The organism is Exiguobacterium sp. KJ 601 (assembly GCF_027161185.1).
GTDB classification, from domain to species: Bacteria; Bacillota; Bacilli; order Exiguobacteriales; family Exiguobacteriaceae; genus Exiguobacterium; species Exiguobacterium profundum.
Genome location: NZ_JADHZG010000001.1, coordinates 951,336 through 967,980 on the forward strand (window position 1 = coordinate 951,336; position 16,645 = coordinate 967,980).

Here is a 16,645-nt window from a genome sequence, read left to right on the forward strand (position 1 = left end):
CGATTGAACAGCTTCCAACAGTTCAAATTGCTACCGTTTATGGTTGATGCGTTAACAGAAAAGCGCATTACGAAACCGACCGATATACAAGCCCGGATTATTCCGGCTGCCTTGAATGGTCGAGATATTATTGGAAAATCACAGACAGGAACGGGTAAAACACTTGCGTTCTTGTTACCGATCGTTGAAGCGATCAATCCAGAAGATGCTTCAGTTCAAGCAATCGTCGTCGCACCGACACGCGAACTCGCTTGGCAGATTCATGAAGAATTGAAATCGATTCTTATTAAAAACCCAGATTACATCAAATCGAGTTTGATTGTCGGAGGGACAGACCGCGAACGTCAAATCGATAAGATGAAAAATCCGCCACAGTTAATCATCGGGACACCGGGACGAATCCTTGATCTCATGAAAGCACAGGCGTTATTCCCGCACAAAGTGACACACTTTGTCGTCGATGAAGCCGATCAAATGCTCGATATGGGATTCTTGCCCGAGGTCGACCGCATCGCACAGGCGCTTCCTGAAAAACTGCAAACGATGGTCTTCTCAGCGACGATTCCTGAGAACCTTGAACCGTTCTTGAAGAAGTACCTTCATGACCCACGCTTTGCAGAGGCGAGTCCAGAACATCGCGTCGCACCAAAAATCAAGCACCACGTGATTCCAGTACGTCACCGTGACCGTAAAGAATTGACTGTCGAAATTGCGAAAGCAATCAATCCATTCGTTTGTCTCGTGTTCACCAATACGAAACAAGAGGCAGATGAGTTGGAGACGTCGTTCCGCGAAGCAGGTCTAAACGTCGGTACGTTGCATGGTGACATGCAGGCACGTCGCCGCAAACAAGCTATCAAGGACATCAATGATGCGAAATATCAGTATGTGATTGCTACGGATTTAGCGGCTCGCGGTATCGATATTTCAGGAGTCTCTCACGTCATCAACCATGGGATTCCGAAAGATCTTGATTTCTATACACACCGTGTCGGTCGTACGGGACGTGCGGGCGCGTCAGGTGAGGCGTACACACTATATGAGGACCATGAGAATGGACCGATCAACAGACTTGAAGAACGTGGGTTCGAATTCACTCATGTGGACTTGCGCAACGGTTCGATTCAACCGATCAAGACACGTCGTCGTCGCCAAACAGACCGTAAGATGAAGGTCTCACACACGGCTCATAGTCGGATGGCCGGTGAAATCAAGAAGGCGAAGAAGAAAGTCAAGCCTGGCTATAAGAAGAAATTCAAGTATAAGTTGAAAGAGACGGCATCACGTGAGCATATGCAACAGCAACGCTCGGATCGCCGTGCAGCACGTAAGAAAAATAAACGATAATGTTTGGGAGAATCGACTTCTTGGAGTCGGTTCTTCTTTTTGTGTACACTAGAGATAGAAGATGATGAAGGGAAGATGAGGATGTTAAAAATAGGTTCACACGTTTCGGTATCAGGTAAAAAGATGTTGTTAGCAGGGAGTGAAGAGGCTGTCTCTTACGGGGCGAATACGATGATGGTGTATACAGGTGCGCCCCAAAACACACGCCGTAAACCCATTGAAGATTTAAATATTGAGGCAGCACTCAAACATATGGCCGCACATGACATCGAAGAGATTGTTGTTCACGCTCCATATATCATCAATCTCGGGAATACGACGAAACCTGAGACGTTTGAATTGGCCGTCTCTTTCTTAACTCAGGAATTAAAGCGGGCAGAAGCACTCCAAGTGGCTCGCCACGTCGTTCTTCACCCGGGCGCTCATGTCGGAGCGGGAGAAGAAATCGGTCTCGCTCGAATCATCGAAGGATTGAATGAAGTGTTGACGGGTGATGAAAAAGTGAAGATTGCATTGGAGACGATGGCAGGGAAAGGAAGCGAACTTGGTAAGACGTTTGAAGAGCTTGCGACGATCATTGATGGCGTGACGCACAATGATCGACTCTCAGTTTGCTTTGATACGTGTCACGTCCACGATGCCGGATATGACTTAGTTGGTGATTTAGACGGCGTCATCGAACAATTCGATCGAATCGTCGGACTCGACCGTCTCGGAGTCATTCATGTAAATGATTCGAAGAACGTGCGCGGTGCGAAAAAAGACCGTCATGAAAACATCGGCTACGGAGAGATCGGGTTTGATACATTGAATCGTGTCATTCATCACGAGGCATTTGCGCATCTACCGAAAATCCTAGAGACGCCATATATCCCGATTAGCGAAAAAACGAAAGTCGCTCCATATAAACAAGAGATTGAAATGTTCCGTGCCAATCAATTTGATGCCGAATGGCGTGAACGATTCACGCTCGCTCATCAATAAACGATGAACGTCCTACAAGTCGATCCAAAGCGATATGATGTCTGGAACGCATTCCCGACTTATTTTCTTGAACAAAGTCCGGTTTATGTAAACGGGTCCGTGACGACACCGACAGCATTTATCGAAGTGATGGGGCATGGCATCGTGGCGGAAGCAGAGGTTTTACTTGAAGAGATGATTGGGCGACCAGACGATCCTTATTGGCTAGGAGAGAAACAGGAAGGGGTACAACTGTATTCCTTAGTCGATCTGTTGCAACTACATTTTCATCATCCGTTATTGCAAGTGGGGATGTATGAGGTAGATGAACCGTACGAATCGATTCGAAAAAAATGGAATGACGGCTATTATGTACCATCGTCTAAATGGACGAAAGAGTCATATGAGGCTCACTTGTTTCGAGAAAAACTCTTAGCACCAAAGTCTCATGTGACGACTTGTGCGAGCTGTCATGTAGACCTAGCTGAACGATTTGGGAAAGAGGCGTATCACTTGATTGAGTATCACTTGACAGAGGAACGTGGCATCTGGGTTTGTCCGACCTGTCATAAAGCCATTCATACACTAGACTAAATAATAAAAGATGCCCTTTTTTCGAGGGCATCTTTTATTAGAATGGCCAGTTCGCTACAGCAAATTGATAAACCTTCATTCCGAGGAACACCCCGAAAATCCCAACAACTCCTGGTAATACCGGTGGGGCAGGGAGTGGCAGTTTGAGTGCAGTGAAGATGGCACCACAAATCAAGCCGGCTAGTAATGATAGTAAAATCTCCTGCATAAATAATTCCTCCATCTCTAAATGAAAGCGCTTCATAATAACTGAATCGAATTTATTATACAACGAGTTTCTCTATTTGAGAAGTCTAACATCAGTCATCTGTCATTTTCTCATTCTCTGCCCGAAGGCGGAGAACTTCACGTTCCGCCCAATTTGACGGTTCTCGTTCGAATACGCTAGGTATATTGTTCCAGCGACCACCTGTGTACTGATGGATGATAATTTGGGATTGAATCTCTTCCTGGTTGCTCTCACGTTTCACATACACATAGCGGCCGTCAGAACGTTGTCTTCTTGCTTTCACATTATCGACGAGTTGAAGGGCCATCATATCTTTGATGTATGTTTTATGTGATGCGTTCAAGATAGGGAAGAGTATCTCAATCCGTTTTTTCATATTTCGTGTCATCCAGTCCGCAGAGGAACAGTACAAGTCTTCTTTTCCATTTTGGTAAAAATAAAAGATTCGGGAATGTTCGAGATATCGGTCGATGATCGAGATGACCTTGATGTTTTCAGAAACCCCTTTAATTCCCGGTCGTAAGCAACAAATGCCTCGGACAATCAAATCGATTTTCACTCCCGCGGACGAAGCATCATACAATTTTGTGATGATGGCCCGGTCCGTGATCGAGTTCATCTTAGCGACGATGCGACCGTTGCCGTACTTTTCATGCAGTTTGATCTCATCATCGATTTTATTCAAGAAGAAGTCTTTCATGTCGTCAGGCGACGTCTCGAACTGATGCCAAGATGGTCGTTCCCCATAACCGGATAACCAGTTGAAAAAGTTCGTTGCATCTTCAGCGAGTTCTTCATTTGTCGTGAGGAGCCCAATGTCTGTGTATAGCTTGGCGGTCGAATCGTTATAGTTACCGGTACCAAGATGAATGAACCGTTGCAACACACCACCTTCTAGAATGCGAACGACGAGGGTGATTTTTGAGTGTGTCTTCAGTTCTTTATAGCCGTAGATGACGTGAGCTCCGGCTTTCTCAAGTTGCTTCGCCCATTGAATGTTTTTTTCTTCATCAAAACGTGCTTTTAGTTCGACGAGGACAGTGACTTGTTTTCCGCTCTCGGCTGCATCAGTCAAGGCTTTGATGATGGGAGAGTCCCCGGAGACGCGATAGAGTGTCTGCTTGATTGCCAAGACGTTCGGGTCTTTGGCGGCTTGAACGATAAAACGGACGATTGGATCGAATGAATGATACGGGTGATGGAGCAGATAATCCTGTTTAGCGATACTTTGGAATAAATCTTTGCCCGATTCAAGACCTTCTGGGATAAATGGGATCAACGTTTCATTGATCATGTCATCATATTCCATCCCGATCTGATTGTAGATCCCAAACAGGAAGGTCAAGTCGATCGGACCGTCGACAATAAAGATATCCCGGTCATGTAAGTCAAGGACGTCTTGTAGCATGAACAACAGTTCTTTTCGTAACGATCGTTGCTGTACCTCGAGTCGGATGGCAACCCCATATCTTCTCTTCTTCAATTCTTTTTCGATTTGTTTCAAGACGTCACGACTGCCCTCTTCGTGAAACGGCATGTCCGCGTTCCGCGTAATTCGGAATGGCATCGTGGACTCGACGACAAATCCTTTGAAGAGTGAGTCGATGAATTGAATGATCAAATCCTCAAGTAAAATCAAATCGGTATGTTCTTCATCATCAGTAGGTAGTTCCAGATACCGCGGAAGAACGGATGGCACTTGAACGAGGGCGAGTCGTTTTTTTCCTTCGCCATTCGAGGCAATCTCGACAGCAATGTTCAGTGACTTGGATAAGAGCATTGGGAACGGACGATAGGCATCGACTGCAATCGGTGTCAGGACGGGGAATACGTGCGTTCGAAAGTACTCTTTCACGAAGTCTTGTTGGGTCTTGTTCAAATGTTTCGTCCGTAAGAAGCGAACGTGCTGATTCGATAGCTGTTTCGTGATTTTTTTATATGTCGCATATTGTGTCTCGACGAGTTCTTGCGCTCGCATCGAAATGGACTTGATCTGCTGTTTTGGAGTGAGGCCCGTCTTGTCTTCCGGACGATTGAACCCGGCGAGGACCTCATCTTTCAATCCACCGACTCGTACCATATAAAATTCATCAAGGTTAGAACTGAAAATCGCCAAAAATTTCAATCGTTCCATCAATGGATTTCGTTCATCCATCGCCTCCTCGAGGACACGCTCGTTAAAGTCGAGCCAGCTGAGTTCACGGTTGTTAAAATGTTCATTCGTATATTCGGACATGGTTACTCCTCCTCGCTCAAGACAATCTCAATCGATTGATCAATTGCGCGTTCTAAATGCTTTTTATGGCGAGTGCTTCGCTGCAACTCAAAACGTGCAGAACCATTCGTATCTAGCGTAAGTGTGAGACCGTCCTTTGTACTAGCAACATGGATGTCCGTCACGATCTGACGCTCCGTCAAGTCGAGGGCATCGACGAGTTTCACAATCGACCCGAGCAACTCCAAACTCTTCAATAACTTTTGATCAAACCATTTCGGGAAAGCCTCGATATGTTGTTCCAATACTCGTTTTGATTTGAAGGATGTGACGAGGGCAAGAGCGAGTCGATCCTCGTTGTTTAGTCCTTTGAAATCGTTTGTGGTAATCAGATGGAACGTGTGGTCACTTTTATTGTTGTGATCGATATATTCACCGACATAGGCAAGGCGGCAGGCACCTTCAAGAAGACCAGGCTCAAATGGTTTCGGTTTAATCGCCTTCACTTCAATTAATCCGGTATACAACTGTCTAGCCAATCGGATGAGATGTTGATGACGAGTCGGGTTCACGTCGTATTGTTTTTCAAAATGACGAAAACTTTCTTCTTTCACATCGGCAAAACGAACTTTATCATGCTCATGTAAATAGTTTTCATAGAAGAGACCTTCACGGAGTCCATTGTTACTCATCGTGAACTCAGGTACTTTCAAATATTTAGCGAGTTCGCCGATTGCTGTCACGGCAGGCGCGATGATGTCGACCCGGTCTTTTGACAGCCCATCCAAACGTCCGAGTTGTTTGCTCGACATTCCGACGAGTTCATCTATGACGCCCTCTAACTGTTCAGCAGAAATCGTATACTGATGGATTCCTTCAAGCGGGAAGTTCGATATGGTCTGTTCGACCCGGACTAAGTTACGAGCCGTCCCACCGACACCGACAAGTGGGACACCATGAGGTTCGAGCCATTCAATTTCTTTGAATGCCTTCTTTAAGTATGCGGTCAACGCTTTCCGCTCGTCTTTCGTCATCGTCTCATCTTTCATAAATTCTTTCGTTAACGTCACGGCACCGAACGGAAAACTGTGATAAAAGACGAGCTCTCGGTTCTGAAAGTATGTGACTTCCATTGATCCCCCACCAATATCGACGGAATATCCATCTTCCACATAGGTGGAGTTGACGATGGCCGAATATCCGTAAAAGGCTTCTTCGTAATCGCTCAACAGGCGGATGGTCATCCCTGTAGATTGTTTGACATTCTGCAAAATCTCATCTGAGTTATTTGCGTTTCGAATGGCTGCCGTCGCCACTGGGAGCACATCGGTAACGTGATGATGGTCGTTCAACTCTTTAAAGTGACGCAACGTATCGATGAGCGAAGCGATCCCTTCTTCAGTCATCTCATTCGCATCACTAATATGGCTGGACAATCGCGCGACTTCTTTCACATTTAACCGTTCAAAGTATTGTCCTTCCTCGTTCACTTCGAAGATGACGTTTCGAATCGAGTTGGATCCGATATCAATAACTGCCAGTTTCTTTTCCATAAAACCATCCCCTTCATAATACTAGTGTAATCGACAAGGTTTTGAACGAACATACGATTTACGTGAATTTTCACATTTGACTAAGTGAAACCGGTCTTGCTTGAAGGTGTGCGTGATATTCTGTATAATACAAACGCCTAGAAAGTAGAAATGATTACGATTTAACATATGAGAGAAGGGATTAGATGACTACATCTGTCGTCAAATTAAACGAGGTGTCTTATTTCTATGATGGGACACCGGCCTTACAAAACGTATCGATTGATATTCGGCAAGGGGACTTTGTCGCAATCGTCGGAGAAAACGGTTCTGGGAAGTCGACTTTGATTCGAACCATTCTTGGATTACTGAACCCACAGCAAGGGTCGGTCGAATTGTTCGGTAAGCCCATTTCGCAGTTTAAAGATAAGTCTCGTATCAGTTACGTTTCCCAAAAAGCGGCTTCCTTTAACTCGGGCTTCCCGGTTACCGTCGAAGAAGTAGTCGCGATGGGTAGATATGGACGTCTCGGTTTATTCAAACGTTTAAAAATGGAAGACCAGGCAGCGATTCAAAATGCGTTACAAACGGTCAACATGTGGCAATTTCGTCATCGGAAAATTGGAGATTTATCCGGAGGACAACAACAGCGTGTCTTTATCGCTCGGGCGATGGTCAACCAGCCTGATCTATTGATTCTCGATGAGCCGACCGTCGGTGTGGACCAAAAACACTTACAAGATTTTTATGAAGTCTTGCATATGCTTCGTGAACATACGACTTGTACGTTCGTCCTCGTCACCCACGATTTAAACGTGGTGACCGATCTTGTCACGAAAGTCGTCCATCTCGACCGCGGACGATTGGCATGTAATTGTGGATTGAGAGAATACAGCGAGCTCGGAGAACTCGCATCGTCCATCAAACCTTATCCTGTTAAAGTACTTGTTCACGAGGGAACGACATGATCACGGATCTTTGGACATATAGTTTTTTACGTTATGCGTTCATTGCAGCACTTGTGATCGGGTTTACCGCACCGCTCATCGGTTCATTCATCGTGGTGAGACGGATGAGCTTGATTGCCGATGCATTGTCACACATGACGCTTGCCGGAATTTCATTCAGTTTATTTCTCGGACAATATATCGCTCTATTCGCTGATCTCAACCCCTTATATATGGGAACGCTCATCTCTGTATTGGCGGCGTTAGGGCTCAACTGGCTTCGAGGGAAATATGTGCACTTCCAGGAGCTATCCATTCCGATCATGATGTCCGCGGGAATGGGACTCAGTGCCATCTTCATCTCGCTATCGCGAGGATTCTCGGTCGACTTGTCCACGCTCTTGTTTGGATCGATCTCTGCCGTGAGTCAATCGGACATCACATTGATCGTCAGTGTGGCCGTCTTGACGTTTCTTGTGATCTTTATCTTCTATAAGCAGTTGTTGTTCTTGTCGTTTGATGAAGAACAGGCAAAAGTGTCGGGATTACCGAGTACGATGCTTCATATGTTATTCATGTTCATCGTAGCGCTTGTGATTGCCGTTAGCATGCGAATTGTCGGAACGCTTCTCGTATCAAGCTTGATTACGTTACCCGTCGCAGCGGCGCTACGCTTTACATCGAGCTTCAAACAGACCATTCTCTGGTCCATCATCTTCGGAGAGGTCGCGACAATCGGTGGGCTCGTCCTTGCGTATGATCTCGATGTCGCTCCAGGCGGTGTCATCGTATTGATTGCGGTCAGTATTTTAGCAGCCGTCATGGCACTTGAGAAAGTCATGAGTTTCAAGAAAAAGGAGGTACAACATGAATGAGACTGAACAATTGAACCGTCTTCGTGCATCTTCTTTAAAAGTGACGCCGAAACGTCTTGAAATGTATGCTTATCTCTCTGAAGAAGATCGATATATCAGTGCGAAGGAAGTACTCGAGTACATGCGAGACAAACATCCGACGATGAGTTTTGACACGGTGTATCGAAATTTGAAGTCGTTTGCGGAGGAAGGATTACTTGAAGCGACGGAACTCGATGGTGAGAAATCCTTTCGAGTCACCTGCAGTGCGGCACATCACCATCATCATTTGATTTGTCGGAGCTGTGGAAAGACGAAACTGCTCGATTTATGTCCGATGCGCTTTGTAGAGGCGCTCGACCCTGAATTTGAAGTGGTCGATCATAAATTTGAGATATATGGGTATTGTAAAGAATGTAAGCAAAAGGGATTGATTTGATTCAATCCCTTTTTTGTATCGAAGGGGGAGGTTAGATGATCTATACAGCTGCTGAAATCAAGCAGATTGATCGCACAGCGATTCAAAATGGGATGCCCGAAGAGGTGTTGATGGAGCGAGCGGCCTCGGCGATTGTGCCTCACATTCGAATCGATTCGCAGTCTACCATTTTGGTGATTTGTGGGACGGGCAACAACGGTGGGGACGGTTGGGTCGTCGCTCGAGAGCTTGCTATGAGAGGGCATGAGGTCAGCGTATGGTCACCGTTAGGGAAAAGTAAGTCTGAGGCGGCTGCAATACACGCTTCCTACGCCTCCGCATTTCTTCACCTTGTGGAGCGGCCGATTGAAACAGATGTCATCATTGATGCCTTGTTCGGTGTCGGATTGTCCGGTCCCGTGACTGGTCACGCGCGGGAAGTGATTGAATGGGTGAATCGTCAATCGACGCCGGTCATCTCGATTGACGTACCGTCAGGCGTACCGAGTGATCACACTCGAGACTTTGATGACATGGCAATTCGGGCGACATATACGTATTCGTTACACGGTTTCAAGCGTTCGACATTCTTAAATCGGACGGCTCCATTCTATGGCAAAGTGGAACGGGTTGATATCGGACTCCCGCATACATCCGATTGGAAGGTGTTGACCGACGCTGACTTTGACCGATCTCTTTTGGAGCGCGATCAATTCAGCCATAAGACGACATATGGACATGGGATGCTCATCGGAGGGAGTCGTCATTTTCTCGGTGCACCATTCTTGGGTGGTCGTGCTGCAACTCGTTCTGGCATTGGCTTATTGCGTCTATCCATTCCACGCGAAGCGAGCCCGCTCATCTCAACATTACCTGAAGCGATGTATCAGCAACACACCGATGTGGTGGAACAACCGTACGATGCACTTGCCATCGGTCCCGGTATGGTCGAAGGGGAAGCGTTGAATCTCATTTGGCAATACGCAAAACAGCAGTCTTGTCCTGTCATCTTGGACGCTGGGGCACTATCGACGAAACGATTGGAAACCCGGGGGCCGCTTACGCTGACACCGCATCCAGGTGAATTTTCAAGATTGACCGGAAAATCGGTTGAAGAGATCGAGGCAGATCGGTTTTCCATCGCTTGTGAGTTCGCGAAGCAACACCGAGTCCATTTGATTTTAAAAGGAACGTATACGATCATCGTTACACCTGACGGAACAGGTGCCGTCAATACCGTTGAAGCATCGGCGTTAGCGAAAGGTGGAAGTGGGGACGTGTTGACCGGAATCCTCCTTGCGCTATGGGCTAGAAGAAAAAAGCCTTCGGCACCGAACGAGCAAGCGGTGCTATGGCATGCGCTCGCTGCCAAGTCGATTAGCCAGAGTATACACCCCGCAAGTGTACTCGCAAGCGATATAATCGAAGAGCTCGGACGAATTTAAAAGGCAAGCCCGATTGTGTCGGGCTTGCCTTTTAACGTTGCTGTAGAACGATTTGTTTCTCCAATTGCGCGACATGGTGATACGCCTCACGCCATGTCGAAATGCGAGTTACGCCTTCAGGTAACGTCTTACGATTATAGGGTGCGTCGAATAGGAGTACTGGAATTGACGTTTCTTCATGAATCGAGATGGCATTCTCATACCGGTCTTCCATAAACAGTTCGAGTGACAAGTCTTTGACGACATTGATTTTATCGTGAGAACCGGTCATGACCAACGAATCAAGCGGCAAACGATGCTGTTTGATCCATTCTTCGGTAACTGGTCGAACCGCCTCACTTCGGGCGGTGACGTAATGCAGGTGATGTTGCTGCTTTAATTCCCATAACACATCCAACACATCAGAGTGCGGAAGTGAACGACGGTAAATCGCTTCTTCATGCCCCTCTTCAATCATAAACTTCCAAAATTCATGTTGCTCCATCGTCGTATACGTGTGCAACTCGTACTCGGTCGCACGATGATAGTCAATCGAATAGCCGAGTGATTCATTCATATATATAAAACAACTTTTAGGATCTGTAACGGTTCCATCCAAATCAATGCCGATTCGCATCTCATCACTCCTCCTCACATGCCCTCTATTCTATCAAAAACCCGTACGGTTGCAACCGTACGGGCATGAGATTCATTAATTTGATTGGTTTGCGAGCTCTTGTTCTTCGCGCTCACGTTCCGCCATTTTTTCAGCAGCGATCGCATCGATTTCTTTTTTCAATTCTTCGACCATCGTCGCCTCAGGCACTTTACGGATGATCTTTCCGTGACGGAAGAGAAGTCCTTCATTACGTGCGCCTGCGATTCCGATGTCCGCTTCACGAGCCTCACCAGGACCGTTTACCGCACATCCGAGAACGGCAACTTTAATGTTGACGTTGATGTTTTGGATGTATTCTTCTACCTCTTTTGCAATCGAAATCAAATCGATTTCAATTCGTCCACATGTTGGACAAGAGATCAAAGTCGCGGCATTTGCTGCAAGTCCAAATGACTTGAGCACTTCTTTCGCAACTTTTACTTCCTCAACCGGGTCGTCTGAAAGTGAAACTCGAACTGTTGAACCGATTCCAAGAGAGAGAATCGCACCGAGTCCTGCAGCCGATTTAAGTGAACCGGAGAAGAGTGGACCTGACTCTGTGATGCCGACGTGAAGAGGATAATCAAACGTCTTCGCAGCGAGTGTGTAGGCTTCGAGTGCAAGGTTTACGTCTGAAGCTTTGAGCGAGATGATCGTGTTATAGAAGCCGAGATCCTCGAGAATCTTCACGTGGTGCATCGCACTCTCGACCATACCTTGCGCGGTCGGATATCCATACTTTTCAAGGAATTGTTTTTCTAATGATCCGGCGTTGACACCGATTCGAATTGGAATCCCTTTTGCTTTCGCCGCATTGACGACGGCCTCTACTTTCTCACGACGACCGATGTTACCCGGGTTAATCCGGATTTTATCGACGCCACTTTCAATGGCTTTTAAAGCAAGCTTGTAGTCGAAGTGGATGTCGACGACGAGCGGGATATTGATGCGGCTCTTAATTTCTGCAAGTGCGTCAGCTGCACGTTCGTCTGGACAAGCCACGCGAACGACTTGGCAACCAGCTTCCTCAAGACGCTTGATTTCGGCAACTGTTGCCTCGACGTCATGCGTTTTCGTAGTGGTCATAGATTGAATAATGACTTCGTTCGATCCTCCGATAATCAAGTTACCGACGCGGACCGGACGTGTTAATGAACGATGCAAAATTTCTGACATATACGTAATCTCCTTCTTTTGGAAAGAATCCAATCGATTTAAGATGATAAGGTTTCTTCATTATCATAACGAAAAGAATGTGAAAAAGCATCTAGGATGCGTGACGGATGTGTGCTCTTTACAAACTCTAACGCTATCTTAACATCTACTTCATAATTTTCCACCGTCTCAAGACCGATATATAGGCGAGATTAGAAAAAGAGGTGGCTTAACGTGAAGATGAATTTCAAGCGAAATCAAATGAAGGGTACGGGACGAAACGCTCGACTAAATCGTCATTTTAAAATAGGGCACCGCCTCCAATGGACGCTCATGCCAATCATATTACTTGTCTTTATCGTGACGTTTAGCTGGTTCGCCCTAAAGTCTGAACAACTATTGTCCGCAGAAATCGAGCAGCGCCTTATGCGAGAAGTTACGGTCATGCGAGAATCGGTGAAGACGTCGTACAGTGCATATGTAGCAAACGAGAAGCAACTCAACCGGTCATTAAAATCTACTTATATGCAACAAGCTTCTATTCTATCGGGAGATGATTTTGAAGCAGCGCAATTTTTAGTACGTGGAGAGTCTGTTGAGCAATTGAGTGGGTCAAAAGGAATGAAAACAGAGCAGATTGTAGGGAAAGTTTCACAAACGACAACATCTGAAGTAGAAGAGAAAGATGGTTTACTAATGGCATCGGTCTCGATCCCTGAGCTAAAAGCAGATTACGTTCTCGTTGTCACGAAAGAATCTGCGCTTGGTCCAATGACTGAACTGCGAAAATATATCACGTTCATTTTATTCATTGCGATGATTGGGATGGCCATCCTCTTTTCGCGATTGATTCATCGTGAAGTCAAACCGTTGAGTGTATTGGCCCATTCATTGCGCCGTGCCGTTGAAACGCGTCGTTTCGATGACGTGGCACTTGGAGCGAAATCCAAAGAAATCCATATACTCGAAACCGAGTTCAACACGTTCATTCAATTATGGAATCAGTCCATGGATATGATGGGGAAGACAGCGAGTGCATTTCATCAAAGTCTTCCAATCTTCCAACAAGAACTGATGAACAGCCATCATCAGGTTGAACAATTCCGTGAAGTTGCGGTTACGGTAGAACATACGAGTCATTCATATCAGTCGGTGACAAGCGATTCTACATTCAAAATGAGAGAAGTGACACAACAAATCGAAATGCTGGAACATCAAATTTCGAGTGTGGACGACCGTGGCAATCGACTGAAATCCATATTACATGAAGAACTTGAAACGTTCTATTCTGTGAAAGAGGCGAGTGATTATGTTGAGCAACAAGTGGAGAGTATTCAACAAAAGCTTGAAGAGAGTGAGTCGAACTCTTCAAAAGCGGATGAGGCGCTAAAGAGTATCCTATCGGTGTCGACAGCTACGAAGATGTTGTCGCTTAACGCATCGATTGAGGCAGCCCGCGCAGGAGAACATGGTAAAGGATTTGCTGTTGTTGCCAATGAAGTTGGGAAGTTAGCAAAAATGACGAATGAAGCGACACTTCTCGCGGTAGATGCAATCGAAGCATTGAACGAAGAACGAAAGGACCTGTTGTTTGAAGTCAATGACTTTATCAAAGAAGTGCATCTATTAAAAGATGCTGTTTATCGAGTAGAGATTGGAATCGGAACAATCGACCATGAAATCAAAGTTCAGTTAGATGAGTTTCAGTCCATCTCGGATCAAACGTCACATACGGGGAGACAGCTCTTGCAATTAATCGAATCGAATGAGCGGTTGCGAGAAATCAGTTCGTTACTCGAACGAAAGTTATTCGAGCTGAACGACGGTGTCGAACGATGGTCCAATGTGCAGTCTGCCTTACAGTCTGCAGGTACTGACTTGAGTGACCAAAGTGAAGCATTGAATCAGACGCTCGAGGAACTTTCTCCGGCATAAAAATAACGACAAGCGTTTACGAAGACGCTTGTCGTTATTTTTTTTTTGGCACTTTCGTTAAAGGGTAGGTGATATATCCGAGTCCAATGATGAAACCAATCCATATAAGAGACGGGTTCATGTGGTACAACACCACTAATATAACGGTAGGGACGAATGTCATCGCCACGGCATATGGCCAAGCTTGACGGTAGGCCCACATGTTTTTCGAGTAGACTTTTGTAACCAACTGAACATATAAAGCCATGATGGCGACCCAAAGTAAATAGAAAAAGAAAATGGCGAATCCGTGTAAGAATAGCCACATCGGAACGAAAAAATCAGGACGAATCACAATAAAGTCCAAGACAGTGATCAGAAGCGTCAACACGAGAGTGGCTCCCATATAAGCATGGAGCGGGGCTAAACGAAGACGCAATACTTGCTTAGATGGGACAAGACTTGTTCGGAGGAACGTCAAAATAGTGGACAACATACTAAAAACTCCAATCTGTTATATTACAGAAGTCAATAAGATGCATGAAGTGGTACAGTGTTTTAATAAAACTTTTACATTAAACGTGTTTACATGATACTGCCGATGAAGGCATAATGAGTAGGGCATTAAAAACCAAGCAAATCCAACCAATTCTTAATTAAAAGGAGTACAAAAATCGTGGAATACAATTTGCAAGAAATGTTATTCATGTTTTTTGGAGGTCTAGGGATCTTCCTCTTCGGGATCAAATCGATGGGAGACGGACTCCAAAAGTCTGCAGGGAATCGCCTGCGAGACATCCTTGATAAGTATACAACGAATCCATTCCTCGGTGTACTCGCCGGGATTATCGTTACTGTATTGATTCAATCATCTTCAGGTACAACCGTCATTACGGTCGGACTTGTTAGCGCCGGGTTCATGACACTCCGTCAAGCAATCGGGGTCATCATGGGGGCGAATATCGGGACGACGGTGACGGCGTTCATCATCGGATTCGATGTCGGTGAGTACGCGCTCCCGATTATTGCAATCGGTGCAGTATTATTGTTCTTCTTTAAAAAAGAAAAATTACAACACCTCGGTCAAATCTTCTTTGGCTTCGGGATGTTGTTCTATGGACTTGAATTGATGGGAAGTGGGATGAAACCACTTCGTTCAAGCGAATATTTCATCGACTTGACGCAATCAATGAGTGACAATCCGTTCCTCGGTGTCATCGTTGGTACAGTATTTACCGTGATTGTTCAATCATCGTCTGCGACGATTGGAATCTTGCAAGAACTATATGCTGGTGGTTCCATCGATTTAGGTGCTGCTTTACCGGTATTGTTCGGTGATAACATCGGAACAACGATCACAGCGATTTTGGCATCGATTGGTGCATCAGTTGCCGCACGTCGTGCAGCAGCGGCACACGTCATCTTTAACTTGATTGGTACGACAATCTTTATGATCTTATTAGTTCCGTTCACAAACTATATCTATTGGATCACAGATCTCTTGGCGATTGAGGATAAGATGCAAATCGCATTTGCACACGGTACGTTTAACGTCGTCAACACATTGATCCAGTTCTGGTTCATCGGAACGATTGCTTGGATTGTGACGAAATTGGTCCCAGGTGAAGACTCAATCGTCGATACGAAAGCACAACATTTAGACCCGATCTTCATTCAACAGTCACCTTCGATTGCAGTCGAGCAAGCGAAATACGAAGTCATCCGCATGGGAGATTTCGCAAAACTCGGTCTCGATGAAGCACGCAACTATTTGACGACTGGCGACAAGAAGCACGCTGAAAAGTCGGCACATATCGAAGAAGCATTGAACTCGTTGAATGCGAAAATTACAGATTACCTCGTGAAATTGGCTGCCGTTGATTTGACAGAACAAGAATCACAAGAACACAAAACACTCATGCATGCCATCAACGATATCGAGCGAATCGGTGATCACGTTGAGAACATCATCGAGTTGATTGATTATAAGACAGCTACGAAAGTGACGCTTTCGGCAGATGCACAAAAAGAATTGACTGAAATGTACGACCTCACACGTGCGACGTTAGAGAAATCTCTTCAAACGTTGGGGAGCGGCGACATGATTGAAGCACGTAAAGTCATTGAAATGGAAGCGAAACTCGACATGCTCGAGCGTCAATTCCGTAAGAACCACGTCGTTCGTTTGAACACAGGTGCTTGCGATGGACAAGCAGGTATGTTCTTCGTCGATATGCTCTCGAACTTGGAGCGAATCGGTGACCATGCTATGAACATCACGGAAATCACACTTGAAGATGCAAACGAAGTAACCGTATAAAATCAGAAGCACTCCAAATGAAATTTGGGGTGCTTTTTCTTATTCGGCAAGGAATACTCCTTGACACTCCAAGAC

15 protein-coding genes are annotated in these 16,645 nt (G+C 45.7%); 9 read left to right on the forward strand and 6 right to left on the reverse strand.

The annotated features are described in order from the left end of the window. Nucleotides 1–3: 3 nt before the first annotated feature. The 3 genes from IRJ25_RS04820 (at nucleotide 4) to IRJ25_RS04830 (ending at nucleotide 2,904) form a co-directional block, all read left to right on the forward strand. Nucleotides 4–1,347: a DEAD/DEAH box helicase gene (locus IRJ25_RS04820; protein ID WP_012726633.1), complete on the forward strand. Its 1,344-nt coding sequence runs from the start codon at nucleotides 4–6 to the stop codon at nucleotides 1,345–1,347. An 81-nt stretch (nucleotides 1,348–1,428) separates the two neighbouring features. Beyond that, complete coding sequence (locus IRJ25_RS04825; protein WP_214781487.1) at nucleotides 1,429–2,331, forward strand: deoxyribonuclease IV; 903 nt, start codon at nucleotides 1,429–1,431, stop codon at nucleotides 2,329–2,331. Nucleotides 2,332–2,334: 3 nt separating this feature from the next. Next, on the forward strand, nucleotides 2,335–2,904 hold the full coding sequence (locus tag IRJ25_RS04830; RefSeq protein ID WP_264092639.1) for a hypothetical protein: 570 nt from the start codon (nucleotides 2,335–2,337) through the stop codon (nucleotides 2,902–2,904). A 37-nt stretch (nucleotides 2,905–2,941) separates the two neighbouring features. Here the strand turns inward: IRJ25_RS04830 and IRJ25_RS04835 are convergent, their stop codons facing one another. The 3 genes from IRJ25_RS04835 to IRJ25_RS04845 all read right to left on the reverse strand — a co-directional run bounded on the left by IRJ25_RS04835 (nucleotide 2,942) and on the right by IRJ25_RS04845 (nucleotide 6,901). Continuing rightward, nucleotides 2,942–3,112: a DUF1427 family protein gene (locus IRJ25_RS04835; RefSeq protein ID WP_012726630.1), complete on the reverse strand. Its 171-nt coding sequence runs from the start codon at nucleotides 3,110–3,112 to the stop codon at nucleotides 2,942–2,944. 91 nt (nucleotides 3,113–3,203) lie between these two features. Then, a complete protein-coding gene (locus IRJ25_RS04840) occupies nucleotides 3,204–5,369 on the reverse strand; it encodes an RNA degradosome polyphosphate kinase (protein ID WP_159562489.1) in 2,166 nt (721 codons plus the stop codon). Between the two features lie 2 nt (nucleotides 5,370–5,371). Next, nucleotides 5,372–6,901: a Ppx/GppA family phosphatase gene (locus IRJ25_RS04845; RefSeq protein WP_214781482.1), complete on the reverse strand. Its 1,530-nt coding sequence runs from the start codon at nucleotides 6,899–6,901 to the stop codon at nucleotides 5,372–5,374. A 185-nt stretch (nucleotides 6,902–7,086) separates the two neighbouring features. Here IRJ25_RS04845 and IRJ25_RS04850 point away from each other — a divergent pair, with 185 nt between their 5' ends. The 4 genes from IRJ25_RS04850 to IRJ25_RS04865 are packed head-to-tail and all read left to right on the forward strand — an operon-like array spanning nucleotide 7,087 to nucleotide 10,544. Beyond that, complete coding sequence (locus IRJ25_RS04850) at nucleotides 7,087–7,848, forward strand: metal ABC transporter ATP-binding protein (protein ID WP_074036635.1); 762 nt, start codon at nucleotides 7,087–7,089, stop codon at nucleotides 7,846–7,848. Then, on the forward strand, nucleotides 7,845–8,702 hold the full coding sequence (locus tag IRJ25_RS04855) for a metal ABC transporter permease (RefSeq protein WP_214781480.1): 858 nt from the start codon (nucleotides 7,845–7,847) through the stop codon (nucleotides 8,700–8,702). The genes IRJ25_RS04850 and IRJ25_RS04855 overlap by 4 nt, the downstream gene beginning before the upstream one ends. Continuing rightward, a complete protein-coding gene (locus IRJ25_RS04860) occupies nucleotides 8,695–9,120 on the forward strand; it encodes a Fur family transcriptional regulator (RefSeq protein WP_012726625.1) in 426 nt (141 codons plus the stop codon). The genes IRJ25_RS04855 and IRJ25_RS04860 overlap by 8 nt, the downstream gene beginning before the upstream one ends. Nucleotides 9,121–9,155: 35 nt before the next feature. After that, the gene (locus IRJ25_RS04865) at nucleotides 9,156–10,544 is read left to right on the forward strand and encodes an NAD(P)H-hydrate dehydratase (RefSeq protein ID WP_264092637.1); all 1,389 of its coding nucleotides are present in this window, start codon (nucleotides 9,156–9,158) and stop codon (nucleotides 10,542–10,544) included. Between the two features lie 31 nt (nucleotides 10,545–10,575). On the opposite strand, the gene IRJ25_RS04870 is transcribed toward IRJ25_RS04865, so the two are convergent. Continuing rightward, on the reverse strand, nucleotides 10,576–11,160 hold the full coding sequence (locus IRJ25_RS04870; RefSeq protein WP_214690750.1) for a hypothetical protein: 585 nt from the start codon (nucleotides 11,158–11,160) through the stop codon (nucleotides 10,576–10,578). Between the two features lie 75 nt (nucleotides 11,161–11,235). Continuing rightward, the gene (gene ispG, locus IRJ25_RS04875; RefSeq protein ID WP_012726622.1) at nucleotides 11,236–12,357 is read right to left on the reverse strand and encodes a flavodoxin-dependent (E)-4-hydroxy-3-methylbut-2-enyl-diphosphate synthase; all 1,122 of its coding nucleotides are present in this window, start codon (nucleotides 12,355–12,357) and stop codon (nucleotides 11,236–11,238) included. Between the two features lie 219 nt (nucleotides 12,358–12,576). On the opposite strand from ispG, the gene IRJ25_RS04880 reads away from it, so the two are divergent. Beyond that, nucleotides 12,577–14,271: a methyl-accepting chemotaxis protein gene (locus tag IRJ25_RS04880; protein WP_251131653.1), complete on the forward strand. Its 1,695-nt coding sequence runs from the start codon at nucleotides 12,577–12,579 to the stop codon at nucleotides 14,269–14,271. A 34-nt stretch (nucleotides 14,272–14,305) separates the two neighbouring features. Here the strand turns inward: IRJ25_RS04880 and IRJ25_RS04885 are convergent, their stop codons facing one another. Next, a complete protein-coding gene (locus IRJ25_RS04885; RefSeq protein WP_214690751.1) occupies nucleotides 14,306–14,746 on the reverse strand; it encodes a hypothetical protein in 441 nt (146 codons plus the stop codon). Between the two features lie 180 nt (nucleotides 14,747–14,926). Here IRJ25_RS04885 and IRJ25_RS04890 point away from each other — a divergent pair, with 180 nt between their 5' ends. Beyond that, nucleotides 14,927–16,570, forward strand: coding sequence for a Na/Pi cotransporter family protein (locus IRJ25_RS04890; RefSeq protein ID WP_214781476.1), 1,644 nt, complete (start codon nucleotides 14,927–14,929; stop codon nucleotides 16,568–16,570). Nucleotides 16,571–16,645: the final 75 nt, after the last annotated feature.

Bases quoted from the DNA above. Each gene is read 5' to 3' on its own strand.
- IRJ25_RS04825 (WP_214781487.1), top strand. From the start codon at position 1,429: ATGTTAAAAATAGGTTCACACGTTTCGGTATCAGGTAAAAAGATGTTG.
- IRJ25_RS04830 (WP_264092639.1), top strand. From the start codon at position 2,335: ATGAACGTCCTACAAGTCGATCCAAAGCGATATGATGTCTGGAACGCA.
- IRJ25_RS04835 (WP_012726630.1), bottom strand. From the start codon at position 3,112: ATGCAGGAGATTTTACTATCATTACTAGCCGGCTTGATTTGTGGTGCC.
- IRJ25_RS04840 (WP_159562489.1), bottom strand. From the start codon at position 5,369: ATGTCCGAATATACGAATGAACATTTTAACAACCGTGAACTCAGCTGG.
- IRJ25_RS04845 (WP_214781482.1), bottom strand. From the start codon at position 6,901: ATGGAAAAGAAACTGGCAGTTATTGATATCGGATCCAACTCGATTCGA.
- IRJ25_RS04850 (WP_074036635.1), top strand. From the start codon at position 7,087: ATGACTACATCTGTCGTCAAATTAAACGAGGTGTCTTATTTCTATGAT.
- IRJ25_RS04855 (WP_214781480.1), top strand. From the start codon at position 7,845: ATGATCACGGATCTTTGGACATATAGTTTTTTACGTTATGCGTTCATT.
- IRJ25_RS04860 (WP_012726625.1), top strand. From the start codon at position 8,695: ATGAATGAGACTGAACAATTGAACCGTCTTCGTGCATCTTCTTTAAAA.
- IRJ25_RS04865 (WP_264092637.1), top strand. From the start codon at position 9,156: ATGATCTATACAGCTGCTGAAATCAAGCAGATTGATCGCACAGCGATT.
- IRJ25_RS04870 (WP_214690750.1), bottom strand. From the start codon at position 11,160: ATGCGAATCGGCATTGATTTGGATGGAACCGTTACAGATCCTAAAAGT.
- ispG (WP_012726622.1), bottom strand. From the start codon at position 12,357: ATGTCAGAAATTTTGCATCGTTCATTAACACGTCCGGTCCGCGTCGGT.
- IRJ25_RS04880 (WP_251131653.1), top strand. From the start codon at position 12,577: ATGAATTTCAAGCGAAATCAAATGAAGGGTACGGGACGAAACGCTCGA.
- IRJ25_RS04885 (WP_214690751.1), bottom strand. From the start codon at position 14,746: ATGTTGTCCACTATTTTGACGTTCCTCCGAACAAGTCTTGTCCCATCT.